This is a genomic window from Paraburkholderia sp. (assembly GCF_036488505.1).
In the GTDB taxonomy this organism is placed as follows: Bacteria; Pseudomonadota; Gammaproteobacteria; order Burkholderiales; family Burkholderiaceae; genus Paraburkholderia.
This window is the reverse complement of sequence record NZ_DASXHN010000049.1, coordinates 1-23,949: the sequence shown is the minus strand read 5'-3', so window position 1 is coordinate 23,949 and position 23,949 is coordinate 1. Positions and strand designations below refer to the sequence as shown.

General features: G+C 64.2%; 20 protein-coding genes, 1 tRNA gene and 1 pseudogene. 16 read left to right on the top strand and 6 right to left on the bottom strand.

Annotated features, from left to right (window positions below; all coding sequences use genetic code 11):
* Positions 1-639 (top strand): phosphoenolpyruvate carboxykinase domain-containing protein (locus VGH68_RS02915; protein ID WP_331602002.1); only part of this gene is annotated, 639 nt, incomplete at its 5' end.
* A gap of 341 nt (positions 640-980) precedes the next feature.
* Positions 981-2,081: a LysR family transcriptional regulator gene (locus VGH68_RS02910; protein WP_331602001.1), complete on the top strand. Its 1,101-nt coding sequence runs from the start codon at positions 981-983 to the stop codon at positions 2,079-2,081.
* Positions 2,082-2,194: 113 nt separating this feature from the next.
* On the opposite strand, the gene VGH68_RS02905 is transcribed toward VGH68_RS02910, so the two are convergent.
* The 3 genes from VGH68_RS02905 to dprA all read right to left on the bottom strand — a co-directional run bounded on the left by VGH68_RS02905 (position 2,195) and on the right by dprA (position 6,987).
* Positions 2,195-4,861: a DNA topoisomerase III gene (locus VGH68_RS02905; protein WP_331602000.1), complete on the bottom strand. Its 2,667-nt coding sequence runs from the start codon at positions 4,859-4,861 to the stop codon at positions 2,195-2,197.
* A gap of 299 nt (positions 4,862-5,160) precedes the next feature.
* Complete coding sequence (locus VGH68_RS02900) at positions 5,161-5,538, bottom strand: thioredoxin family protein (RefSeq protein WP_233827780.1); 378 nt, start codon at positions 5,536-5,538, stop codon at positions 5,161-5,163.
* A 102-nt stretch (positions 5,539-5,640) separates the two neighbouring features.
* A complete protein-coding gene (gene dprA, locus VGH68_RS02895; RefSeq protein WP_331601999.1) occupies positions 5,641-6,987 on the bottom strand; it encodes a DNA-processing protein DprA in 1,347 nt (448 codons plus the stop codon).
* Between the two features lie 242 nt (positions 6,988-7,229).
* On the opposite strand from dprA, the gene def reads away from it, so the two are divergent.
* The 14 genes from def (at position 7,230) to VGH68_RS02825 (ending at position 20,055) form a co-directional block, all read left to right on the top strand.
* Complete coding sequence (gene def / locus VGH68_RS02890; protein WP_331601998.1) at positions 7,230-7,733, top strand: peptide deformylase; 504 nt, start codon at positions 7,230-7,232, stop codon at positions 7,731-7,733.
* Positions 7,734-7,768: 35 nt separating this feature from the next.
* The gene (fmt, locus tag VGH68_RS02885; protein WP_331601997.1) at positions 7,769-8,758 is read left to right on the top strand and encodes a methionyl-tRNA formyltransferase; all 990 of its coding nucleotides are present in this window, start codon (positions 7,769-7,771) and stop codon (positions 8,756-8,758) included.
* Positions 8,759-8,874: 116 nt separating this feature from the next.
* Positions 8,875-9,516, top strand: coding sequence for a LysE family translocator (locus VGH68_RS02880; protein WP_331601996.1), 642 nt, complete (start codon positions 8,875-8,877; stop codon positions 9,514-9,516).
* Positions 9,517-9,620: 104 nt separating this feature from the next.
* Complete coding sequence (gene htpX, locus VGH68_RS02875; RefSeq protein WP_331601995.1) at positions 9,621-10,478, top strand: zinc metalloprotease HtpX; 858 nt, start codon at positions 9,621-9,623, stop codon at positions 10,476-10,478.
* A 195-nt stretch (positions 10,479-10,673) separates the two neighbouring features.
* A complete protein-coding gene (gene rsmB, locus VGH68_RS02870; protein ID WP_331601994.1) occupies positions 10,674-12,122 on the top strand; it encodes a 16S rRNA (cytosine(967)-C(5))-methyltransferase RsmB in 1,449 nt (482 codons plus the stop codon).
* Positions 12,119-12,718, top strand: coding sequence for a DUF4390 domain-containing protein (locus tag VGH68_RS02865; protein WP_331601993.1), 600 nt, complete (start codon positions 12,119-12,121; stop codon positions 12,716-12,718). The genes rsmB and VGH68_RS02865 overlap by 4 nt, the downstream gene beginning before the upstream one ends.
* Positions 12,708-15,134, top strand: coding sequence for a PAS domain-containing sensor histidine kinase (locus VGH68_RS02860; protein WP_331601992.1), 2,427 nt, complete (start codon positions 12,708-12,710; stop codon positions 15,132-15,134). The genes VGH68_RS02865 and VGH68_RS02860 overlap by 11 nt, the downstream gene beginning before the upstream one ends.
* Entirely contained in the window at positions 15,135-15,824 is a 690-nt protein-coding gene (gene esaR, locus VGH68_RS02855; RefSeq protein ID WP_331601991.1) for a response regulator transcription factor EsaR, read from the top strand. It abuts the gene before it with no gap.
* A gap of 94 nt (positions 15,825-15,918) precedes the next feature.
* Positions 15,919-15,994: transfer RNA gene (locus tag VGH68_RS02850), tRNA-Phe, on the top strand.
* Positions 15,995-16,393: 399 nt separating this feature from the next.
* Positions 16,394-17,125, top strand: a complete 732-nt coding sequence (gene queC, locus VGH68_RS02845) for a 7-cyano-7-deazaguanine synthase QueC (RefSeq protein ID WP_331601990.1) — start codon at positions 16,394-16,396, stop codon at positions 17,123-17,125.
* A 66-nt stretch (positions 17,126-17,191) separates the two neighbouring features.
* Positions 17,192-17,824 (top strand): 7-carboxy-7-deazaguanine synthase, encoded by a 633-nt coding sequence (gene queE / locus VGH68_RS02840; RefSeq protein WP_331601989.1) that lies wholly within the window; start codon positions 17,192-17,194, stop codon positions 17,822-17,824.
* Positions 17,825-17,830: 6 nt separating this feature from the next.
* Positions 17,831-18,277, top strand: a complete 447-nt coding sequence (gene queD / locus VGH68_RS02835) for a 6-carboxytetrahydropterin synthase QueD (RefSeq protein WP_331601988.1) — start codon at positions 17,831-17,833, stop codon at positions 18,275-18,277.
* 288 nt (positions 18,278-18,565) lie between these two features.
* The gene (locus tag VGH68_RS02830) at positions 18,566-19,348 is read left to right on the top strand and encodes an HpcH/HpaI aldolase family protein (protein WP_331601987.1); all 783 of its coding nucleotides are present in this window, start codon (positions 18,566-18,568) and stop codon (positions 19,346-19,348) included.
* Positions 19,345-20,055: a tetratricopeptide repeat protein gene (locus tag VGH68_RS02825; protein WP_331601986.1), complete on the top strand. Its 711-nt coding sequence runs from the start codon at positions 19,345-19,347 to the stop codon at positions 20,053-20,055. The genes VGH68_RS02830 and VGH68_RS02825 overlap by 4 nt, the downstream gene beginning before the upstream one ends.
* Positions 20,056-20,128: 73 nt before the next feature.
* On the opposite strand, the gene rodA is transcribed toward VGH68_RS02825, so the two are convergent.
* The 3 genes and pseudogenes from rodA to VGH68_RS02810 form a co-directional block, all read right to left on the bottom strand.
* Positions 20,129-21,277, bottom strand: coding sequence for a rod shape-determining protein RodA (rodA, locus tag VGH68_RS02820; protein ID WP_331601985.1), 1,149 nt, complete (start codon positions 21,275-21,277; stop codon positions 20,129-20,131).
* 10 nt (positions 21,278-21,287) lie between these two features.
* Complete coding sequence (gene mrdA, locus VGH68_RS02815) at positions 21,288-23,675, bottom strand: penicillin-binding protein 2 (protein WP_331601984.1); 2,388 nt, start codon at positions 23,673-23,675, stop codon at positions 21,288-21,290.
* A gap of 146 nt (positions 23,676-23,821) precedes the next feature.
* Positions 23,822-23,949: pseudogene (locus VGH68_RS02810) on the bottom strand (rod shape-determining protein MreD); the annotation flags it as partial.

Below are 23,949 nucleotides of genomic sequence, written 5' to 3'. Positions count from 1 at the left end.
CCGTCGATCGACGCCGACTGGGAGAACCCGGCGGGTGTCGCGATCGACGCGTTCATCTTCGGCGGCCGCCGCTCTACCACCGTGCCGCTCGTCACCGAGGCGCGCAACTGGATCGAAGGCGTCTACATGGCGGCGACCATGGGTTCGGAGACGACCGCCGCGGCGGCTGGTCAGCAGGGCGTGGTGCGACGCGATCCGTTCGCGATGCTGCCGTTCTGCGGCTACAACATGAGCGACTACTTCGGCCACTGGCTGAAGACCGGCGAGCGCCTGCAGCAACTCAACGCGAAGCTGCCGAAGATTTTCTGCGTGAACTGGTTCCGCAAGGGCGCGGACGGCAAGTTCGTCTGGCCGGGCTTCGGCGAAAACATGCGCGTGCTGAGCTGGATGGTTGGCCGCATCGAGGGCCGGGCGCAAGGCCAGGAACACGCGTTCGGAATTTCGCCGCACTACGAGGACATCGACTGGACCGGCTTGAACTTCAGTCGCGAACAGTTCGAGCAGGTGATCTCCGTCGACGATGCGGCATGGCGCGACGAGCTTGCGCTGCATGCGCAACTGTTTGACACGCTGCAGCACGGTCTTCCGCCCGCGCTGGCCGAAGCCAAACGTTCGCTGGAGGAGAAACTCGCCGCTTGATCCGGTGAGCGCTTACTCCGCACGGAAGCCGCCTACGGGCGGCTTTTTTCATTTGTCGCAACTGCGCGCTGATGCTTTAGGGGTTTTGCTAACGGCGTAGCGATGCTTGCGTCTGTTCCGACAAAAAGCGCAAGCCAAGCTGCGGCGCAGCACATTGTTCTGTTGGGGGGAACAATGGCTCAGCATGCCCCACATCTGTCGATACAGTGGCACCAAAATCGACAATATTTCCTCCTTCGAGGGCAACTTCTGCACGATTCTGCGAGTCGTAGGAGAATTCCAGCCTCGCTTCACTGGTTTTCACTAATTGTCAGGAAGCAGTAACACGGTAGGAGTTGTCCATGGATCATTTGCAGTCGATGCGAGTTTTCGTCAAAGTGGCGGATCTCGGCAGTTTCGCCCGCGCCGCGAGCGCGATGGATATTTCCAACGCAGTTGCCACCCGTCACGTTGCGGACCTCGAAGGCCGTCTTGGTACGCGGCTGCTCAACCGCACGACCCGCAGTTTGTCGCTGACCGAATCCGGTCAGGTCTATCTCGAGCGCGCACGTCAGATTCTCGATGAGCTGGAAGACGTCGAACAGATGGTGGTCGCGCGCAATCACGAACCCGTTGGCACGCTGCGCATCGTCGCGCCTGTCGTGTTCGGGCTACATAATCTGGCGCCCGTGCTGCAAACGTACGCCGAGCGCTATCCGAAGGTCATTCCGGACGTCACGCTGGTCGATCGGCAGGTGGATCTCGTCGAAGAAGGTTTCGACGTCGGCGTCGTGATCGCACGGCAGATGCGCAGCGCGAGCATCGTGACGCGGCGGCTGACCACGGGCTGCATGACCGTCTGCGCAACGCCGGCTTATCTGGAAAAGCACGGCACGCCGACCCGCCCTGAACAACTGCTCGAACATCCGTGCCTTAGCCTGCCGTCCGAATATTGGGGCGATGAGCGCGTGTTCACGGGGCCGGAAGGTGAAGTGCGGGTGCGTCCGTCCAACGTCATCGTCGCGAACAACACGGAAATGCTGCGGCAGTTCGCGCTGCTGGGCATGGGCATCGCGATCCTGCCGAGCTATCTGATCGGGCGCGACATGACGCGCGGGCGGCTCGTGCGTCTGCTGGGCGACTACCGGTTGCCGCAGGTGGAGATCAACATTGCGTACCCGAGCCGGCGTCACTTGCCGGCCAAGGTTCGCACCTTCATCGATCATCTGGTCGACCACTTCAGCCAGACGCCGAATAGCTTGCTCGGCGAGCAATGGATCAAAGACGGACTCGAACGGCCGGCCGCGTCGGCGGCCTTTGATTCCACCGAGCCTCGCACACCGGAAGCGTTCGACGGCGCCGAGCCGCTGTCACGCCTGCTCGATAGCGAGTTGTCGCCCGTCCCCAAAACGCTGACGAAGACGACGAATCGCACGCGTTCGACCGTGTTGTCACCGCTCTAGTCGTTAACGTTGAAGAAGCCCGCCGCAATGCGGGCGGACGTTAAAAAGGCGCAGTCACTTCGGGTGACTGCGCCTTTTTCATACGCAGATGCGGTTCGAGCGTGGACGCAAGCTTACGAGCCGGTTTTACGCGCCGAGGTTTTCTTCGCAGGTGCTTTTTTAGCGGCAGCGGCCTTCGTGGCGGGTGCCTTCCTGACCGCTACTTTCTTCTCCGGCTCAGCCTTGACGGCCACTGCGGTATCACCTTCTTCTGCTTCGGGCATCGCCTTCGCTGCTGAACGAGCCGCCGAGGTCTTGGCCGCGGCGGTTTTCGCCGCTGACGGCTCCTTCTTCTCGAATTCGAAGCCGATCTTGCCGTCGTTCTGTTTGACGAGGAACGCCTTGAAGTTACGACCCGTACGCGACGATTTGAAGTTCGTCAGCAGATCGGTGCGGCCTTCCTCGAGCAGCTTGGCCATCTGCTCGCGGGAAATTTCCTGCTGCAGGATCACTTTGCCGGAGCGGAAATCGCACGTCTTCGGGTTCGCGACCGAGTTTTCGCAGACGTAGCTCATCCCGTGTTCGAACACGCGGCCGTGGCACTTCGGGCACGCGCCGACCGGCTGCTGGTCGGAGAAGTCGGGCGGTTCGCCGTCTTCGCCGCCCGCGTCCTGGCCGAAGTCGAACTCGAGCTTGTAATTCTTGATCTCGTCGTCGAACGATAATTTCAGAATTGCCGAAAACGGCCGGCCCATCTTGCTGCGGAAGCCGGACAGCGGTCCGATCGTTTTGTTTTGCAGCAATTCTTCGACTTCGGAGATTTCGAACTGGCGCCCACCGGGGATTTTCGAGATTGAAAACTCGCACTTCGAGCACGCGAAGCGCCGGTAGTTCTCCTTCACCTGACCGCCGCAATTCGGGCAGGGCGTGCTCAATGTCGCGTAATCGCCCGGGATCGTGTCTGAATCGTATTCCTTCGCGCGCTTGACGATGGTCTGCGTCATGCGCGCGATTTCCTGCATGAACGCATCGCGCGGCAAGCTGCCGCGCTCCATCTGCGACAGCTTGTATTCCCACTCGCCGGTCAATTCGGGCGCGGTCAATTCTTTCACGCCGAGACCGCGCAGCAACGTCATCAGCTGGAACGCCTTGGCGGTAGGAATCAGATCGCGGCCTTCGCGGATCAGATACTTTTCGGTCAGCAAACCTTCGATGATCGCCGCGCGCGTCGCCGGCGTGCCCAGGCCCTTGGCCGCCATCGCTTCGCGTAGCTCGTCGTCTTCGACGAGTTTGCCCGCGCCTTCCATCGCCGACAGCAGCGTCGCTTCGTTGTAGCGTGCGGGCGGTTTCGTCACCAGTTGCTGCGCGGCGATCTTGTCCGTCTTGACCTTCTCGTCCTTCTGCACCGGCACGAGGTTCGCGTCGTCGCCACTGATTTCGCGGCCGTAGATTTGCAACCAGCCCGGCTCGACCAGCACCTTGCCCTCGGTCTTGAAGTGATGGCCGACCACTTCGGTGATACGCGTCGTCACGCGAAATTCCGCGGCCGGGAAGAACACGGCGAGGAAGCGCTTCACGACGAGGTCGTAAAGCTTCTGTTCCGGCTCCGATAGATTCTTCGGTGCCTGCAGCGTCGGGATGATCGCGAAGTGGTCGCTGATCTTCGAGTTGTCGAAGATGCGCTTGTTAGGCTTCACCCAGCCCTTGTCGAGCACCTGCTTCGCGAACGGCAGATAGTTGTTGCTTTCCTTGAGCACGCCGAGCGTCTGCTTGACCGTATCCATATAGTCTTCCGGCAGCGCACGCGCGTCGGTTCGCGGATAGGTCAACACCTTGTGCTTTTCGTACAGCGCTTGCGCGAGCCCGAGCGTGTTCTTCGCCGAGAAGCCGAAGCGGCCGTTGGCTTCGCGCTGCAGGCTGGTCAGATCGAAGAGCGCCGGCGAGAGCTGCGTCGACGGTTTCGACTCTTCGGTCACCGTGCCGAGCTGGCCGCGGCAAGCCGCGACGATCGTCTCGGCCGCCGGCAGCGCCCAAAGTCGTGAGTCGCGTTTTTCCGGGTCGAACTCGTCGCGTTTGAACTTCGGATCGAACCAGCGGCCTTCGTAGAAGCCGGCCGCGCAGACGAACTCCGCCTTCACTTCCCAATAATCGCGCGGCACGAAGCGGCGAATCTTTTCTTCACGCTCGACGACGATCGATAGGGTTGGCGTCTGGACCCGGCCGACCGTGGTCAGGAAGAAGCCGCCCCCCTTGCTGTTGAACGCGGTCATTGCACGGGTGCCGTTGATGCCGACGAGCCAGTCGGCCTCCGAGCGGCAGCGCGCCGCATCGGCGAGCGGCTGCATCTCTTCGTCGCTGCGCAGACGCGCGAAGCCGTCGCGAATCGCGCCGGCCGTCATCGACTGCAGCCACAGACGCTGCACCGGCTGCTTCGCTTTTGCGTGCTGCGCGATCAGACGGAAAATCAGCTCGCCTTCGCGCCCGGCGTCGCATGCGTTGATCAGACGGTCAATGTCCTTGCGCTTGATCAGCTTCGTCAGCACCTTCAGGCGCGACTCGCTTTTCGCGATCGGATTCAGATCGAAATGCGGTGGAATGACGGGCAGATTGGCGAAACTCCACTTGCCACGCTTGACCTCGTAGTCGTCGGGCGCGGCGATTTCCAGCAGATGGCCCACTGCCGACGAAAGGACGTATTCGTCGCTCTCGTAGTATTCGTCATGCTTGGTAAAGCCGCCCAAAGCGCGCGCGATGTCGTTCGCGACGGAAGGCTTTTCGGCGATGATCAGTGCTTTGGACATGACTCGATGTGAGGTTGGTAGATTCGGGTTAGTGGTCTGGAGCGCGTCGGATTACCGCGCGATGCTCGTTTGAGACCTTTTTCGACCCATTAACGACCGCTTTATAGCACACGGCGCGAACCGGGCGGCTCAAGTGCCGTAAAAGCGCGCCATCATAATTGCGCGCCTCGCCGTTAATCAAGCTGAGGCAAACGCGGCGTTTCACGCGCGCGGCCGGCTGTTATGTCGCTGATTCAGCGCAAGGCCCCAACGCGCATAGCAGCAGGCTCGCGGCGCTCGCCAGGCGGAAAACACTCCCGTCAAGCGACCGCCAGCGCGGGCCGCAGCTTGGGCGCGCCGGTCACGCCAGGCAGCGCCGTGCGCTCCGACAACATACGCTCCACAATCGAAACCTGTGGCAAAACCGTACCGAAGAAACGTGTCGTCACCGAGTCTTCGATCAGGATAGTCGGGAAATTCTCGACGTCCAGATCGTCGAAGCGATCCGCATGTGTTTCGATATCGATCCACGCGAAACAGACTTCCGGGTGCCGCTCGGCAAGCTGGTTGAAAGCGTCCCGATACTCGCGACAGGTACCGCACCACTCCGCGCAGAGGCACGCAACGAACAGCGTATCGGGCTCATTGACGCGCTCGGCGATCCGGTCCTGGTCGGTGTCGAGATTCAGCGCGGGCATGGATGGTTTCCTCGGGTGCTTGATCAGATGCTTTGGCGCGAATGTAGCATGGCGGCTCCCGAAGGGTGGCGCATGCGGATTGACGCAGGCCAGCCCCGGGGCTCAGCTCCGATGGGTTCGCATGAACCGGCCGCCTGGCAGCAAGGTGACCTCGCCGGCGAGTTCGAGTTGCAGCAACGTAGCGTGTAACGTCGCGTCCTCCATCTCGGTACGGGCAGCGAGGATTTCAAGCGAAGTTGGTGCATGGCCGAGCGCGGTGAGCAGGCGGTGGGCCTGTGGGTCGAGCGGCGGTTTGGACGGCTGGCGGCTAGCGCGCGGGGGCGCCGCGAAGGCCGCCACACCCGCTGCAGCGGGGCGCGGCGCCGCCGTCGCGGATTCCGGTGTGGGCGACATCGTGTCGGCCGCCGCGGCTTGCGCCGCCGCATCGCGCATTTGCATCGGTGTGAGTGCGTGCTTACCTATGCGCCGATCCGCGAGCGACGCGGGCGAGCCGGCATCCCCGAGCGGAAGAGTTTGCGTCGGGAGCCGCCCTGAGCGCGCCATCACTGGATGGCTGGCGAATCCCAGCTCCTCGAGCACTTCGCCTGGCGTCTCGACCAACCGCGCGCCCTGCTTGATCATCCGGTGACAGCCGCGCGACAGCGGCGCGTGAATCGAGCCAGGCAACGCGAACACGTCGCGCCCCATCTCGTTGGCGAGCCGTGCTGTGATCAGCGAGCCCGAGCGCATGGCTGCCTCGATGATGACGACGCCGCTGACCAGCCCGGCGATCAGACGATTGCGCTGCGGAAAATTGGCGGCGCGCGCCGGCGTGCCGAGCGGCCACTCCGAAACAATTGCGCCTTGCTCTGCAATCTGCCGCGCCAGCGCATGATGCGCGGACGGATAGACGAGGTCCGCGCCGGTCCCGATCACCGCGACCGTCCCGCCGACGCCTGCGAGCCCACCCCGGTGCGCAGCGCCATCGATACCGAGCGCGAGCCCGGACACGATCGTCACGCCCGCTGCCGACAGTTCACGCGCAAACCGCTGCGCGTCTTCGATGCCCTGCGGCGTCGCGCTGCGGCTGCCCACCAGCGCAACCGCTCTCGTGTGCAGCAGATCGAGGCGGCCCTTTATATATAGCAGCGGCGGCGGATCAGGCATCGTTAGCAACGCGGGTGGGTACGCGGGGTCATCGAGCGTAACGATCTGGTTGCCGGGCGAGCCGCACCACGCGAGCGCCACGTCGAGGTGGGCTTCGAATTCGGCAGCGGGTGGGGCCAGCACCGCGCGCGCCGCAGGCTCGCCCGCGACTTCGGCGAGCGCTTGCTGCGATTGCGCGAAGATCGCTTCCGGCAGCCCGAATGCGCTCAGCATCAAGCGCAACGCCGCGGGTTTGAGCCCCGGCGCGAGCGATAGCCGTAGCCAGGCGGCCAGTTCGATTCGGGTTGCGGGCAACGTGTGCATGCGGGACGTTCCTCCTGTAGGGGCCTGCGGGCGGGCGGGGGCCATGCTAAAATTTTCATGATCCGAAATAACCACAGCACCGCGCCCACCCGCGCGGGCTCGTCGTAAGGCGCGCAGGGCGCGTTGAATCGAACCGGTTCGACACCATCTATCCTCGGCGTAATGCGACGGGCTCACAACCTGGCCAAACGGCCAGCGCGAGTTTTCCCGCGGTTAGCGGCGTCTGAATTCACACTCAAATCATGGCTTTACTGAACATCCTCAATTACCCCGACAAGCGGCTGCACAAGATTGCCAAGCCGGTTGCGGAGGTCAACGACCGTATCCGCCGTCTCGTCGCGGACATGGCCGAAACGATGTACGCGGCGCCCGGCGTCGGTCTCGCCGCCACCCAGGTGGACGTGCATGAGCGCGTGATCGTGATCGACGTGTCGGAAACGCACGACGAACTGCTCGCGTTCATCAACCCGGAAATCGTCTGGTCGAGCGATGAGAGAAAGCTGTCGGAAGAGGGCTGCCTGTCGGTGCCGGGTATCTACGACAACGTCGAGCGCGCCGAGAAGGTGCGCGTGCGCGCGTTGAACGAAAAAGGCGAAACCTTCGAACTCGATTGCGAAGGGCTGCTTGCAGTGTGCATCCAGCATGAAATGGATCATCTGATGGGCCGCGTATTCGTCGAATACCTGTCGCCGCTCAAGCAGACCCGCATCAAGAGCAAGATGAAGAAGCTCGCGCACGCGATGTAACGCGCGCTCATCGCACACCTCGCACACCGCCATTCATGAGTCATTCGTTGCGCGTGATATTCGCCGGTACGCCGGAATTTGCCGCGGCCGCGCTGGCCGCAATCCATCATGCCGGTTTTCCGGTGCCGCTCGTGCTGACCCAGCCGGACCGTCCCGCCGGGCGCGGGATGAAACTGCAGGCGAGCCCGGTCAAGCGCTATGCGCTCGAGCACGGGCTGACGGTTGCACAGCCCACGTCGCTACGCCGCGCCGGCAAATATCCAGACGAAGCTGCCGCCGCGATCGATCAGCTGCGTGCGACGCCGCATGACGTGATGGTGGTGGCCGCGTACGGTCTTATCCTGCCGCAGGAAGTGCTCGACATTCCGCGCTTCGGCTGCATCAACATTCATGCGTCCTTGCTGCCGCGCTGGCGTGGCGCGGCGCCGATTCATCGGGCGATCGAGGCCGGTGACGCGCAAACCGGCATCACGCTGATGCAGATGGACGCTGGCCTTGACACCGGCGCGATGATCTCGGAGGTGCGCACGCCCATTGCCGCCACCGACACGACCGCCACGCTGCACGATCGTCTCGCCCAGGACGGCGCGCGGCTGATCGTCGACGCGCTGACCGAACTCGAGCGCAGCGGCAAGCTCGCGTCGACGCCGCAACCGGCGGACGGCGTGACGTACGCCGAGAAAATCGCCAAGCACGAAGCGGCGCTCGACTGGCGCCGGCCGGCCGAGGTGCTCGCGCGCCAGGTGCGCGCATTCGATCCGTTTCCTGGCGCCGCCGCCACGCTCGAAGACGGCAGCCTGGTGAAGATATGGAGCGCTGAGGCCGCGCAGGCTTGCGGCGGCCAGAACCCGCCTGGCACGATCACCGACGTCTCGCCTGACGGCGTGATCGTGGCTTCCGGCGAAGGCGCGCTGCGTTTGACGCAATTGCAAAAGCCCGGCGGTAAGCGCTTGCCGGTGCGCGAATTTCTCGCTGGTTCGACGCTCGCCGCAGGGCAGCGCTTTCAACTTTCCGACGCAGAATAACCGCATCGCGCAGGGTCTGGACATCGTCCGTTCGGCCGATCTTCACGGCCGCCGCCGGGAGCTTGCCGCGCGTTAGAATCCTCCATGCAATAGCCAGCGCTTCGAGGGTTCATCACATGTTCGGCATCGTCCATTTCGAGTTTTTCGTCGTCGCGGTTTTTCTCCTGAACATCACGCCCGGGCCGGATACGGCCTATATCGTCGGGCGCAGCGTCGCACAGGGCCGCGGCGCCGGGCTGATGTCGGCGCTCGGTATTTCGGCGGGCTGCTGCATTCATTCGCTTGCCTGCGCGTTCGGCCTGACCGCGCTGCTCGCGGCGTCGTCCACCGCTTTCACGGTCGTCAAGTTCATCGGCGCGATCTATCTGATCTACCTCGGCGTGCGCCTCATTTTCGCGAAGCCGGCGGCGGATGCGCGCGCCGGCGAAGCGCGCGCGCCGTCCACGCCGAAGTCGCTGCGCCAGCTTTTCCTGCAAGGTTTCTGGACCAACGTGCTGAACCCGAAGGTGGTGCTGTTCTTCGTGTCGTTCTTTCCGCAATTCGTCGCAACGGGCAGCGATCACAAAACGTTCGCGTTCCTCCTGCTTGGCGCGGTGTTCGTGGCGATGAGCATGATATGGAACAGTTTTGTCGCGTGGATCGCGGGTAGCGTGACACAGCGCTTCTCCGGCAAGCCCACGGTGAAGCGGTGGCTTGATCGCGGCGTCGGCAGCGCATTCGTCGGCCTTGGGATCAAGCTCGCCACCGCATCGCGCTGATTGAATTTTCGTCGACTGCCCTTATCTAACGTTTAGCTTACAATCCCGCGCCGCGCCCGGCGGCGTAGAGACGAAGCCCACGCTTGGGGCAAGGAGTTGCAGACATGTTCAATTGGGTCAAAACCGCGATGCTGATGGCCGCCATCACGGCCCTTTTTATCGTGATCGGCGGGATGATCGGCGGCTCGCGCGGCATGATGCTCGCGCTGCTCATCGCCCTCGGGATGAATTTCTTCTCGTACTGGTTTTCCGACAAGATGGTGCTGCGCATGTACAACGCGCAGGAAGTCGACGAAAACAGTGCGCCGCAGTTTTATCGGATGGTGCGTGAGCTCGCCACCCGCGCGAATCTGCCGATGCCGCGCGTATACCTGATCAACGAAGACGCACCGAATGCATTCGCGACCGGCCGTAATGCGGAGCACGCGGCAGTCGCGGCGACCACCGGCATTCTGCGGGTGCTGTCCGAGCGCGAAATGCGCGGCGTGATGGCGCACGAACTCGCGCACGTGAAGCATCGCGATATTCTGATCTCGACGATTTCAGCGACGATGGCCGGTGCGATTTCCGCGTTGGCGAATTTCGCGATGTTCTTCGGCGGTCGCGACGAAAACGGTCGCCCGGCGAACCCGATCGCTAGCATCGCGGTTGCGTTGCTCGCGCCGATTGCCGGCGCGCTGATCCAGATGGCGATTTCGCGCGCGCGTGAATTCGAAGCTGACCGTGGCGGCGCGCAGATTTCCGGCGACCCGCAGGCGCTCGCTTCCGCGCTCGACAAGATCCATCGCTATGCGAGCGGGATTCCGTTTCCGACCGCGGAGGCGCATCCCGCCACCGCTCAGATGATGATCATGAATCCGCTAGCGGGCGGCGGCATCGCGAATCTGTTCTCGACCCACCCGGCGACCGAGGAACGTATCGGGCGTCTGATGGAGATGGCGCGCACCGGGCGCTTCGACTAAGTTGCCGCGCGGCTGGCGCGGCACACGTGAAATTTAAGAAGCGGGCTTGCGAGGCCCGCTTTTTTTCGCGCCTGCGGTGCGCGTTGCGCGAGGACACCGCCGCGACAGCGCACCCGCGGCAGTCCTCGCCCAACCCCACGCTACAATGTACGCAGTTTGCGCCGCGCGCTCCGCGCGGCTTGCCCTGACTCCTTCATGACTTCAAAGCCTTTTTTGCGTTCTGCCAGCTTGTCGGCGCGTTCGCGCGAATCCCGTTTGTCGACGCTGCACCTCTCGCCCGAATCGCTCGGTTTTGCACTCGACTGCGCCGCCCAGGCCGTGGGCGCGGTGCGTCTCGGCGCGGCGTTGCCGGCGGCGCTGCAAAGCATTTTCGTCGCCCTGCCGGAGGGCAGCGCAGCGGCGGCGCGCGGCGCTGTGCAGGACATCGCGTACCGCACGATGCGGCGTCTCGCGACCGCCGACTGGCTTATCGCCAAGCTCGTGAAGAAGGCCCCGCCCCCGCACGTCTCGCATGTGCTCGAGTGCGCGCTCGCGCTGCTGGTTGACGACGAAGCAAGCGCCGCCTACACGCCGTTCACGGTGGTCGACCAGGCGGTTGGCGCGATCAACGCGCGCCGCGAATTCGCCTTCGCGAAGGGACTCGTCAATGCGGTGCTGCGCACTTTTCTGCGCGAGCGCGACGCGCTGCTCGCCGCCGCGCAAGGCGACGAAGTCGCGCGCTGGAACTACCCGGCATGGTGGATCGACGCGGTGAAGCGCGCATGGCCCGACGCGTGGCAGGCGGTGCTGGCCGCCGGCAATACACAGGGTCCGCTGACGCTGCGCGTGAATGCGCGTCATTCGACGGTCGACGCCTATCTGCAGGTGCTGCAACGTCATCACATTGCGGCTAGCAAGGCGGGCGATCAGGCGGTGACGCTTGCCACGCCGATGGCCGTCGAGCGCATCCCCGGTTTCAACGAAGGCGTCGTGTCGGTGCAGGACGCGGGTGCGCAACTCGCCGCGCAGTTGCTCGGCGCGCGCGACGGCATGCGCGTGCTCGATGCGTGCGCGGCCCCAGGCGGCAAGACCGGTCATCTGCTCGAACTCGCCAACATTCAGCTCGTCGCGCTCGAAAGCGACGCGTCGCGCGCCCGACGCATCGGCGAAAACCTGCGGCGCCTGAAGCTCGAGGCGGAAGTGCGCATCGGCGATGCGGGCATGCCCGCGCAATGGCACGACCAGCTCGATCAGCCGTTCGACCGCATTCTCGCCGACGTGCCGTGCTCGGCGTCGGGCATCGTGCGGCGGCATCCGGATATTCGCTGGCTGCGTCGCGCATCCGATATTGCAGCACTCGCCGCCGAGCAGCGCCGCATTCTCGACGCGCTCTGGCCGCTGGTGAAATCAGGCGGCGAGTTGCTCTACGTTACGTGTTCGATATTCCCTGAAGAAGGCGAGTTGCAGGCGCAGTGGTTTGGAAACCGGCATCAGGATGCGGTACGATTGGACGCGCCGGGGCAACTGTTACCCGCCGTTGCCCGCGCGCCCGCCGACTCATCGGCCGGTTCTCAAGCCGGACAACCCGCTGAATACAGCGAGGCGAGCGCCGGCGCCAACTCAGACCACGACGGATTCTTCTACGCGCGCTTTCAGAAACGGTGACCATCAAACGCTTCTTCCCGCTTCGGCTCGCTGCCGTGCTCTGGATCGCGCTGGCCGTCTGGCTTGCTGTGCCCGGCGCGGCGCTTGCCGACTCGATCGCGGTGCAGCGGGCGTCGCTGCAAGCCGATAACAGCGGCTGGAGTCTCGACGCGCACTTCGAGTTCGAGTTGAATAGCAATCTCGAAGATGCGGTCAACAAGGGCATTCCGCTGTACTTCACCACCGACTTCGAACTGAGCCGGCCGCGCTGGTACTGGTTCGACGAGCAGCCGGTCAGCGTGTCGCAAAGTCTGCGCCTGTCGTTCCAGCCGCTCACGCGTGAGTACCGCGTGTCGAGCGTATCGTCGGGCGGCTTGCAGCTCGGTTTTTCCACGCTCAAGGACGCGCTCGCGGTGATCAAGCACATCACGTCGTGGCACGTGATCGATCGCAATCAGGTGCATGCCGACGAAACCTATACCGCGTCGGTGCGCATGCAGCTCGATATCGGGCTGATGCCCAAGCCGTTCCAGATCGACGCGGTGAACAACCGCGACTGGAACCTCGCCTCCGACTGGAAGCGCTTCACCTTCACGGCGACCGAACGTGCTAGATAAAGTGCGCTCCTCCCCCACTAGCGTCAGCAGCATCGTCGTGCGCGTGCTGGTGTCGACGGTCGCCGTGACGGCCGTGCTGCTGCTCGTGCTGCTGGCCGCCGCGAGCGCGAACACCGAATTCTTCGACCGCTATTATCAGTGGCTGTACGCGGCCAACGTCGTGGTCGCGATGATCTTCCTGCTGGTGGTCACGACGCTCGTCATCATCATCGCGGTGCGATTGCGAACGGGAAAGTTCGGCACGCGATTGCTCGCGAAACTCGCGTTCTTCATGGCGCTCGTCGGCGTGGTGCCGGGCGGCATCATCTACGTCGTGTCGTATCAGTTCGTGTCGCGCAGCATCGAATCGTGGTTCGACGTGAACGTCGAAACCGCGCTTGCATCGGGGCTGAATCTCGGGCGCGGCATGCTCGACGCGTCGCTATCCGATCTGCAGACCAAGGCGCGTCTGATGGCCGAGCAACTTGCGACCTCCGACGCGGCCGGCACGACTTTGACGCTGCTGCGTTTGCGCGACCAGTTCGGCGTGCAGGAGGCGACGATCGTCGAGCCGACGCGCAGCATGTCGGGCGCGGCGCCGGACATGCACGTGATCGCGCAAGCCTCAGGCAACTACGCGATGCTCCTGTCGAACGATCTGCCCACGCCGCTGATGATCGAGCAGGCGCGTGGCCGCGGCTATGCGGCGATCGAAGGCGAAGTCGACGGCGATCCGCAAGCGCACGGCGGCAAGGGCGCGCTCCGTCTGCGCGTCGTGCAGCGTATTCCCGATTCGAACGCATCGCTATTGCAGCCCACCGAGCGCTTCCTGCAATTGACGCAGCCGGTGTCGCAGACGCTCGCGCGCAACGCCGATTCAGTGCAGCGCGCGTATCGCGAATATCAGGAGAAGGCGCTCGGGCGCACCGGTCTGCGCAAGATGTACATCGGCACGCTGACGCTGTCGCTGTTTCTCGCGACGTTCATCGCAATGATGCTCGCGCTCGCGCTCGGCAATCAGCTCGCGCGGCCGCTGTTCCTGCTCGCGCAGGGCACGAAGGAAATCACCGAGGGCGACTACACACCGAAGCGCGAGATCAAATCGCGCGACGAACTCGGCTTCCTCACGCAATCGTTCAACGCGATGACGCGGCAGTTGTCCGAGGCGCGCGCCGCGGTCGAAAAGAATCGTGTCGCGCTCGAGCATTCGAAGACGTATCTGGAAAGCATCCTCGCGAATCTGACCGCAGGCGTATTCGTGTTCGACCGGCAGTTCCGTCTCACCACGGCGAATCGCGGCGCGGAGCGGATTTTCCGGCAGCCGTTCCAGACCGTGCTCGGTGCGTCGCTCGATCAGATCGGCGTGCTCAGCGAATTTGGCGCGATGGTGCGCAAGGCGTTCGCCGACCGGGAGGCGGCGAGCGAAGACGGTCACGACGACAACGGCCACTGGCAACAGCAGTTCTCGGTGCAGGTGCCCGGCGAGACCGAACCTCTTACGCTGCTCGTGCGCGGTGCGCGTCTGGTGGCGGCCGACGAACGCAATGCCGAGGACAGGCAGACCTCGGGCTACGTGATCGTATTCGACGACATCTCCGACGTGATCTCCGCGCAGCGTTCGATTGCATGGGGCGAAGTCGCACGGCGTCTCGCACACGAGATCAAGAATCCACTCACGCCGATCCAGCTGTCCGCCGAGCGTCTGCAGATGAAGCTCGCCGACAAGCTCGCGCCATCCGACGCGGATGTGCTCAAGCGCGGCGCGACGACGATCGTCAATCAGGTCGCCGCGATGAAGCAGATGGTCGACAATTTCCGCGACTACGCGCGCACGCCGCCCGCGGTGCTCGCGCATCTGCAGCTCAACGATCTGGTCAGCGAAGTGCTCACGCTGTACGGTATCGAGGAAGGCAAGGGCGCGATCCAGGTGGAGCTCGCGGCGCTGCCGGCGATTCGCGGCGACGCGACGCAATTGCGCCAGGTGATTCACAACCTGCTGCAGAACGCGCAGGATGCGGTGGCCGAGCTCGAGCGTCCGCGTGTTTTGCTCGAGACGAGGACAGTAGAATACGGAGACCCCGACGCGGAAGGAAAGGTGCGCGTCGCGGTCCGTCTGACCGTGTCGGATAACGGAGCGGGCTTCCCCGCGCGTATCCTCACGCGCGCGTTCGAGCCTTACGTGACGACCAAGGCCAAGGGTACGGGCCTGGGCCTTGCGATGGTCAAGAAGATCGTCGACGAACATGGCGCGCGCATCGATATTCGCAATCGCATGAAAGCGGGCGACGTGATCGAGGGCGCGCAGATTTCGATCCTTTTCCTTCAATTGGCGGACGACACCGCAACGCCCAACGCGCCCACTACGGGCGCGCATCCGGCGCATGGCGGCGCGTCGCGGGGAACGACAAAAGCAACAGTGCAGACAAGGGCAGCGTAAATGGCAACCATCCTGGTGGTAGATGATGAAATGGGCATCCGGGAATTGCTCTCGGAGATCCTCAGCGACGAGGGTCATGTCGTGGAGGCCGCTGAAAATGCGCAGGAGGCGCGCGAGTTCCGCTTGCGTCAGGCGCCGGACCTGGTGCTGCTCGACATCTGGATGCCCGATACCGACGGCGTGACGCTGCTCAAGGAGTGGGCCGCGCAAGGTCAGTTGACGATGCCGGTCATCATGATGTCCGGTCACGCGACGATCGACACCGCGGTCGAGGCCACCAAGATCGGCGCGCTCAATTTCCTCGAAAAGCCGATCGCGTTGCAGAAGCTGCTGAAGGCGGTCGAACAGGGCCTCGCGCGCGGCAATGCGGCGGCCGTGCCCGGTGGTGCGACGGCGAAGCCGGTGATGCCGCTGAGCGCATCGACGGTGGCGTCGGCGGCCGCGTTGCCGATGCTGTCGGCCGATGGCGTGAGCGGCGGCGCGCTCGCCGCGCAGACCGCGTCGATCTCATTCGACATCCCACTGCGTGATGCACGCGATGCGTTTGAGCGCGCGTACTTCGAATATCACCTCGCGCGCGAGAACGGCAGCATGACGCGCGTCGCGGAGAAAACCGGCCTCGAGCGCACGCATCTTTATCGCAAGCTCAAACAGCTCGGCGTCGATCTCGGCAAGAACAAAGGGGAGTGAATGTCACCCGTTGCAGGTACATGCGCGTCGAGAGCTTTTTTCGCGAAAGGGCTTGCTGGGCCGAAAGCGCTTTGATATAGTTTTGTCCTTCGTTGGCCCGGTAGCTCAGTTGGTAGAGCAGCGGATTGAAAATCCGCGTGTCGGTGGTTCGATTCCGCCCCAGGCCACCAGGATTTAGCCCCAGGAAATCGCAAGATTCCTGGGGCTTTTCCGTTTGGCGGGCAGTGGTTGCTTCGGTTCGTGCGTGGGCTGAGTCGTGAGCGCGCTGCGGCAGGGCCGACTGCCATTCGGTGTCGCGTGATAAAATCCGCGCCGGCTCAAGGACTTGCACGCAAGGGTAGCGCACGGTTCGCAGTGACGCACCGTGCCACGAAGCCGTGCGACATGCGATACACAGGGCACGAACCCTCCGCCCGACGATCCGCGGTATAAGCGGCCAGCCACGTTCGCGCGCAACGCGCGACCTATACTGCTTTGGGCGGCATAGTGCCGGCCCACATCGCGCCGTGTTGCTTGCATCGCGCACCTTGCGCGGCGCGACGGCGCACTCTCTTTCACGGAGTTTTACGGTGATCCGCAAAGACGCTAAGCGTAGCGCGCTCGTGCTGTTTTCCGGCGGCCAGGATTCCGCCACCTGTCTCGCGTGGGCGCTCGATCGTTATGACACGGTCGAAACCATCGGTTTCGATTATGGTCAGCGGCATCGCGTCGAACTCGAGTGCCGTGAAGGCTTCCGGCAGGCAATCACGCGCGCGTTTCCGGCATGGGCCGATCGCCTTGGCGACGACCACATGATCGATTTGTCGGTGCTCGGCGCGATCAGCGATACCGCGATGACGCGCGAGATCGAGATCGAAGCTTCGGCCAACGGCTTGCCCAACACGTTCGTGCCGGGCCGCAATCTGATGTTCATGACGATCGCCGCGGCCGTTGCCTATCGGCGCGGTTTGCAGGTGCTGGTCGGCGGCATGTGCGAAACGGATTTCTCGGGCTACCCCGATTGCCGCGACGACACGATGAAGGCGCTGCAGGTTGCGCTGAATCTCGGCATGGATACCCGTTTCACGCTCGAGACGCCGCTGATGTGGCTCGACAAGGCTGACACATGGCGCCTTGCTCATCAGCTCGGGGGCGATGAACTGGTCGAACTGGTGCGCGTCGACACGCATACCTGCTACGTCGGCGAACGCTCTGAATTGCATGCATGGGGCTTTGGCTGCGGCGAATGCCCGGCATGCCGTTTGCGCAAGCGCGGTTACGACGCGTACCTCGCCGGCGAAAAGATCACCGAGCCGGTTTAATTACTATTTCGCAGCGATGCAGCACGCGCGGATCACTCATTTCAGGAACACGAGGCAGAAAGCAGCATGACTTACGCGGTCAAGGAAATCTTCTACACATTGCAGGGCGAAGGCGCGAATGCCGGGCGGCCGGCCGTGTTCTGCCGCTTCGCGGGCTGCAATCTGTGGTCGGGCCGCGAAGAGGATCGGGCAGAAGCAGTGTGCCGCTTCTGCGATACCGATTTCGTCGGCACCGATGGAGAGAACGGCGGCAAGTACCGCACCGCTGACGAACTGGTCGCGATGATCGCGTCGCAATGGCCGCAAGGCGAGGGCGAGCGTTTCGTCGTTTGCACCGGCGGCGAGCCGATGCTGCAGATCGATCAGCCGCTCGTCGACGCACTGCACGCGGCCGGCTTCGAGATCGCGATCGAAACCAACGGCTCGCTGCCGGTGCTGGAGACGATCGACTGGATCTGCGTGAGCCCGAAGGCCGACGCGCCGCTCGTCGTCACCAAGGGCAACGAGCTGAAGGTCGTGATTCCGCAGGACAACCAGCGCCTCGCCGACTACGCGAAGCTCGACTTCCAGTATTTCCTCGTCCAGCCGATGGACGGTCCGTCGCGCGACATCAACACGCGGCTCGCGATCGACTGGTGCAAACGCCATCCGCAGTGGCGCCTGTCGATGCAGACCCACAAGTATCTGAACATTCCCTGATTTGCCGTGCTGACGATTACCCGAAAACTCGAATTCGACGCGGGCCACCGCATTCCCGATCACCGCAGCCAATGCCGTAATCTACACGGCCATCGCTACGTGCTCGAAATCACGCTGCAAGGCGATCTCGTCGACACCGAAGGCGCGCCTGATCGCGGCATGGTCATGGACTTCGCCGACGTAAAATCGCTCGCGAACGAGCATCTGGTCGACAAGTGGGACCACGCGTTTCTCGTCTACGAAGGCGACACGCAGGTGCGCGGCTTTCTCGAAAGCATGGCGGGCCATAAGACGGTCGTGCTCGACCGCATCCCGACCGTCGAAAACCTCGCCGCCGTCGCGTTCGATATCCTCGCGCACGTGTACGACGCGCACTACGGCGTGAACCTGCGCCTGCACAAGGTCCGTCTGTACGAGACGCCGAACTGCTGGGCCGACGTGGTCCGCGATTAACGAGGCGCACTGCGCAAGGCCGCCTTCGCGTTATTTATTGGCACGGTATGATCGCTTCGATAACCATACGGAGCGAGACATGCCGGTCACCGCATTGCGTCGCAGCAGGCACCGAGGCCGTCCGCGGCCCGGTTCGAGCGTGAGCTCTTTTCTGCGCCCGCGTCGGGCCTCGCTTGAGGCTTCGTTTCGGGCCCCGCGTTGGACCTCGCCTGCGGTCCCTCCTTCTATCCGCTCCCCGAGATGCTCGTTGAGCCGACCGCTGGCCGCGAATCTGCACGAGGCTAGCTGATGAGCACGTTCACCAATCCCCTCAAGCAACGTCTGAAAGAATCCACGCCGCTGTTCGGGCTGTGGCTGTCGCTCGGCAGCGAGGCGGCCGCCGAAGCGCTTGCCCATGCGGGCTTCGACTGGCTGTTGATCGACATGGAGCACGCGCCGAACGATAGCGGGGGCGTCGAGTCGCAACTGCGCGCAATCGCTGCCGCGCATCTGCCGACCGAGCCCGTGGTGCGCGTGCCCGCGAGCGAGCCATGGCTGGTCAAACGCGTACTGGATGCCGGCGCGCGCACGCTGATGTTCCCGAACATCGAATCGGCGCAGGACGCGGCACGCGCCGTGCGTCTCACTCAATATCCGACCGCCGGGGCGCTCGACGGCGAGCGCGGCGTCGCGGGCGTCGTGCGGGCGGCCGGCTACGGCATGCGGCGCGACTACGTGCAAACGGCCAACGCGCAGATCGCGACGATCCTGCAGATCGAATCGGCGCGCGGGCTGGACCAAGTCGAGAAGATCGCCGCGACGCCGGGCGTTGACTGCCTGTTCGTGGGACCCGCCGATCTTGCCGCGAGCCTCGGTCATCTCGGCGACGCGAAGCACGCCGACGTGCAGGCGGCGATGGCGCGGATCGTCAGCGCTGCGGATAAGGCCGGCATCGCGGCCGGCATTTTCGCGATGGATGCGGCGAGCGCGCGGCAGCATCGCGAGGCCGGCTTTCGCTTCGTCGCACTGGCGGCCGACGTCATCTGGATGTTGCGCGCGACCCGTCAGGCGTTACAGGAGGTCAGGACATGAACGGCACAGTGCAGGGCGCGCTGGGGCGCCTCGCCGTCGCGGTGGCGCTGCTCGCGAGCGGTGCGACGGGCCTCGCGCACGCGCAGGATCGTGTCGCGAAATCGAACGACCCGCAGACGCAAACGGCGGTCGCCGATTACAACGCCGGCAATCTCGGCGCGGCGCTGAGCGAATTTCATCAGGCCGCCGTGCGCGGCAGCCGGCTCGCGCAGTTCAATTACGCGATGATGCTGCTCAATGGCGAGGGCACGGCGGTCAACGTCGACGAGGGCAAAAAGTGGCTGCGCAAGGCTGCCGATGCGAACATGTCACACGCGCAATACGTGTACGGCAAGATGTACGACGATGGCGAGTTCGTCGCGCGCGATCCGGTCGAGGCGCATCGCTGGTTCCTGAAAGCGGCCCAGCAGGGGCACGTACAGGCGCAGCTTGCGCTCGCCAACCAGTTCCTCGATGGACGCGGCACCGAGCGCGACAACAAGCAGGCGTTCGTCTGGTACAAGAAGGCGGCGCAGGGCGGCGACATGACCGCGCAGTACGTGACCGGCTCGTTCTATGAGCGCGGTGGCGATGGCGTCGACAGGAATCTGAACGTCGCGCGCGCTTATTACGCGGCGGCGGCCGCGCAGGGTGATCCGGCAGCGCGTCTGAAGTATCAGCAGCTGAGCGCGCAGTTGCGCGATCAGAAGGAAGTGAAGCCGCAATAAAGAAAGGGCGCTCGTTGATGCAGAGCGCCCTTTCTGTTTGTGGCTGCGTGCTTCTGTGTGCGCGTATGCGACGTCAACCCTGCATCAATCGCTTCTGCCGCGCGACGCTCATGATCAGGCCGACCGCGACGCCCAGCGTAGTCAGCGCGGTGCCGCCGTAACTCATGAACGGTAGCGGCACACCGACCACCGGCAAAATCCCGCTCACCATGCCGATATTCACGAAGGCGTAGGTGAAGAACGCCATCGTCAGTGATCCGGCTAATAAACGTCCGAACAGGGTCGCGCCGTTGGCCGCGATGTAGAGTCCGCGCACGATCAATAGCATGTACAGCGTGAGCAGCACGATTCCACCCGCCAGGCCGAATTCCTCGGAGAACACCGCGAAGATAAAGTCGGTGTGCTTTTCGGGGATGAATTCCAGATGCGCCTGCGTGCCCTTCAGCCAGCCTTTGCCGAGCGGGCCGCCGGAGCCGATCGCGATCACCGCCTGGATCGTGTGGAAGCCTTTGCCGAGCGGGTCCGAGGTGGGGTCGAGCAGCGTGCAGATGCGGTGCTTCTGATAATCGTGCATCAGCGGCCATTGCACGTCGGGCTGGCAGATCTTGTCCTGAAACGCCGCGATCGATCCGACCGCGATCACGCCCGCGATCAGCACCGGCACGATCAGCTTGAAGCTCAGGCCGGCGAAGTAAATCACGAACAAGCCGGCCGCGAACACGAGTACCGCGGTGCCCAGGTCGGGCTGCTTCGCGATCAGACCGACTGGCACCGCGAGGATGACGAAGCCGACCAGGTAGTCGTACCAGCGCATCACGCCTTCGCGGCGCTGATAGTACCAGGCGAGCATCAGCGGTGTGGCGATCTTCAGAATCTCGGACGGCTGGATCACCACGCCGACGTTGATCCAGCGCTTTGCTCCCTTGCGCGTGAGGCCGAACATCGCGACCGCGACCAGCAATGCGATCCCGAACGTATACAGCGGGACCGCGAATCGCATCAGCGTATTCGGCGGCACATTGGCGAGCCCCCACATCAGCACGAACGTCAGCAGGATGTTGCGCAACTGGTCTTCGACGCGGCCGGGCATGTCGAGCGTCGCGCTGTACAGCGTGACGATGCCGACACACAGCAGCAGAAACACAATCAGTGCGAGCGGCCGGTCGAAGCCCGCGAACATCCGTTTGATGCGGTCGAGCCAGGCGCGCTTGTCGAATTGCATGCCCTTCTCCTTATTCGTCGATGCCGCCGGCGGCCGGCTGGCGTGGCGATGGCCGCTGAGCGGCGTCTTCGCGCGACGGCGCGGCGACGCTCGGCGCTGGTTCGCTTGCCGGACGAGGCTTGCGCGGTGCGTTGGACGAGCGCGACACCGGCTTCTGCGCGGCGGCGCTCGACGAAGCGGGCTTCGCCGCCGACGCTGCCTGTGCTGCGGCCGCCGAGGCGGCGACGTGCGGGGTGCCCGATCCGACAGCCGATGCGGCGACGGGCGCGGAAGCGCCATCCGCCGCCGACGCTGCGGAAGCCGCGATGGCCGCCGACGCACCCGACGCACCCGACGCTGCGGCGGCAGCCGCTTGCGCTGCCCCCGGCATCGGCAGCGGCGTGAACCCCGCCGCGATCTTGAGCGCCTGCGCGCCGTCGCGCGCAGGCGGCGCATCGCCGACCTGCGGCGCGGACGCGTCTTGCGTGGCCGAAGCCGCGGCCGCGATGGCGGCCGCCTCGGCACCCGGCTTGTTCTTGCCGATCAGGTAATAGTCGAGCACGCGGCGTGCGATCGGACCGGCCGCTTCCGCGCCCCAGCCGCCGTTTTCGACGACCAGCGCAAGCGCGATCTTCGGCTGGTCGACCGGTGCGAACGCGATGAAGAGCGCGTGATCACGCAGATTCTCGGGGATCGCGTGACCCTTGTAGTTGGCGCCCTGCAGCGAGTAGACCTGCGCGGTACCGGTCTTGCCGGCGGCCTGGTACGGCGCGCCCGCGAACACCTTGGCGGCGGTGCCGTTGGTCACGACGCCTTCCATCGCGCGCTTGATGAAGTCGATGTCCGCCTGCTTGACCGCGATCTTGTCGCTCGGATCGCGCACGACCGGCCGCATTTCCTTGGTGATCGGATTCTCGATGTCGCGCACCAGGTGCGGTTTCATCACGATGCCGTTGTCCGCGAGCGTGGCCGTCGCGTGGGCGAGCTGAAGAATCGTGAACGAGTTGTAGCCCTGGCCGATGCCAAGGCTGATCGTCTCGCCTTCGTACCACTTCTGCTGCTCGGGCTTGCGGTACGCCTTGCGCTTCCATTCGGTCGACGGCAGGATACCGCGCGCCTCGCCCGCGATGTCGATGCCGGTGATCTGGCCGAAGCCCCACGGCTTCATGAAATTCGCGATGTTGTTCACGCCGAGGTCGTGCGCGAGCATGTAGAAATAGGTGTCGTTCGACACGACGATCGCACGGTTCATGTCGACCCAGCCCTGACCCGAGCGCACGTCGTTGCGGAACGTGTGGCCGCCGAACGTGTACGAGCCCGGATCCTGGAAGCCCCAGCCAGGCGTGCGCTTGTGTAGCGTCAACGCGGCGAGCGCCATGAACGGCTTGTACGTCGAACCGGGCGGATAGGTGCCGTGCAGCGGGCGGTTCAGGAGCGGGTGATCGGGCGAGTTGTTCAGTTCGTCCCAGGTCTGCTGGTCGATGCCGTCGACGAACGAATTCGGATCGAAGCTTGGCGCCGACACGAACGCGAGCACGTCGCCGGTGGAAGGCTCGATCGCGACCAGCGCACCGCGGCGCCCGGCGAACGCCTGCTCGGCGACCTCCTGCAAGCCGATGTCGAGCGACAGCACGAGATTGTTGCCGGGGGTCGCTTGCGTGCGCGACAGCGTGCGCACCGGCCTCCCGCCGGCGGTCACCTCGACTTCCTCGAAACCCGTCTGGCCGTGCAGTTCGGTCTCGTAGCTCTGCTCGACGCCGATCTTGCCGATGTAGTCGGTGCCCTTGTAGTTGTTGGCGTCCAGACGCGGATCGTAGTGGTCCGGGTCGCTGTCGTTCTGGTCGCTCGCGTCGTCGATGCGTTCCTGATCGCGCTGCGAAATCCGGCCGATGTAGCCGATCACGTGCGCGGCGGTCGGCCCGAGCGGGTACTGGCGGAACAGGCGCGCGCGCACTTCGACGCCGGGGAAGCGGAAACGCTGCGCGGTAAAGCGCGCGACTTCCTCGTCGGTCAGGCGGGTGCGGATCGGCAGGCTTTCGAAATTCTTCGAATCTTCCTGCAGCTTCCTGAAGCGGCGGCGGTCGCGCGCGTCGATCGACACGACGGTCGCCAGGTTGTCGATCACGTTGTCGAGCGAGTCGTTCAGCTTCGACGGAGTGATCTCGAGCGTGTACGCCGAGTAGTTTTTCGCCAGCACCACGCCGTTGCGGTCGGTGATGATGCCGCGGTTCGGCACGATCGGCGCGACGGAGATGCGGTTTTCGTCGGCCTGCAGCGAGTACTTGCTGTAGTGCCAGACCTGCAGGAACAGGAAGCGGAAGCCGATCAGCCCGAAGCAGACGAACACGAACAGGCCCGCCGCCGCGACGCGCAGGCGGAATTTCGAGAGCTGTTGCTGAGTGTCCTTGAATTCGGTCATGCGATTCTGCAAAAGGCCGGATGACGGCCATCATGAGTGTGCGCCCAATCCGGCCGGAACCGGGAGGCATGAACAGCGCTGCGCGTCGGGCGGGTCGGGCGGATGAGTTCCAGCAGAACGGAACGGCCGGCGAGCCCGATGCGGGATCAAATGGGCCGCGTATCGTCCGGATCGGCCGGGCGGCGTTGCGGCATCAACAACAGCACGCTGGCGATCGGCCACAGCGCGGCTTCGACGAAACCGTCGATCAGGTAACCCCAGCCCGGAAACGCCG

Bases quoted from the DNA above. Each gene is read 5' to 3' on its own strand.
- VGH68_RS02910 (WP_331602001.1), top strand. From the start codon at position 981: ATGGATCATTTGCAGTCGATGCGAGTTTTCGTCAAAGTGGCGGATCTC.
- VGH68_RS02905 (WP_331602000.1), bottom strand. From the start codon at position 4,861: ATGTCCAAAGCACTGATCATCGCCGAAAAGCCTTCCGTCGCGAACGAC.
- VGH68_RS02900 (WP_233827780.1), bottom strand. From the start codon at position 5,538: ATGCCCGCGCTGAATCTCGACACCGACCAGGACCGGATCGCCGAGCGC.
- dprA (WP_331601999.1), bottom strand. From the start codon at position 6,987: ATGCACACGTTGCCCGCAACCCGAATCGAACTGGCCGCCTGGCTACGG.
- def (WP_331601998.1), top strand. From the start codon at position 7,230: ATGGCTTTACTGAACATCCTCAATTACCCCGACAAGCGGCTGCACAAG.
- fmt (WP_331601997.1), top strand. From the start codon at position 7,769: ATGAGTCATTCGTTGCGCGTGATATTCGCCGGTACGCCGGAATTTGCC.
- VGH68_RS02880 (WP_331601996.1), top strand. From the start codon at position 8,875: ATGTTCGGCATCGTCCATTTCGAGTTTTTCGTCGTCGCGGTTTTTCTC.
- htpX (WP_331601995.1), top strand. From the start codon at position 9,621: ATGTTCAATTGGGTCAAAACCGCGATGCTGATGGCCGCCATCACGGCC.
- rsmB (WP_331601994.1), top strand. From the start codon at position 10,674: ATGACTTCAAAGCCTTTTTTGCGTTCTGCCAGCTTGTCGGCGCGTTCG.
- esaR (WP_331601991.1), top strand. From the start codon at position 15,135: ATGGCAACCATCCTGGTGGTAGATGATGAAATGGGCATCCGGGAATTG.
- queE (WP_331601989.1), top strand. From the start codon at position 17,192: ATGACTTACGCGGTCAAGGAAATCTTCTACACATTGCAGGGCGAAGGC.
- VGH68_RS02830 (WP_331601987.1), top strand. From the start codon at position 18,566: ATGAGCACGTTCACCAATCCCCTCAAGCAACGTCTGAAAGAATCCACG.
- VGH68_RS02825 (WP_331601986.1), top strand. From the start codon at position 19,345: ATGAACGGCACAGTGCAGGGCGCGCTGGGGCGCCTCGCCGTCGCGGTG.
- rodA (WP_331601985.1), bottom strand. From the start codon at position 21,277: ATGCAATTCGACAAGCGCGCCTGGCTCGACCGCATCAAACGGATGTTC.
- mrdA (WP_331601984.1), bottom strand. From the start codon at position 23,675: ATGACCGAATTCAAGGACACTCAGCAACAGCTCTCGAAATTCCGCCTG.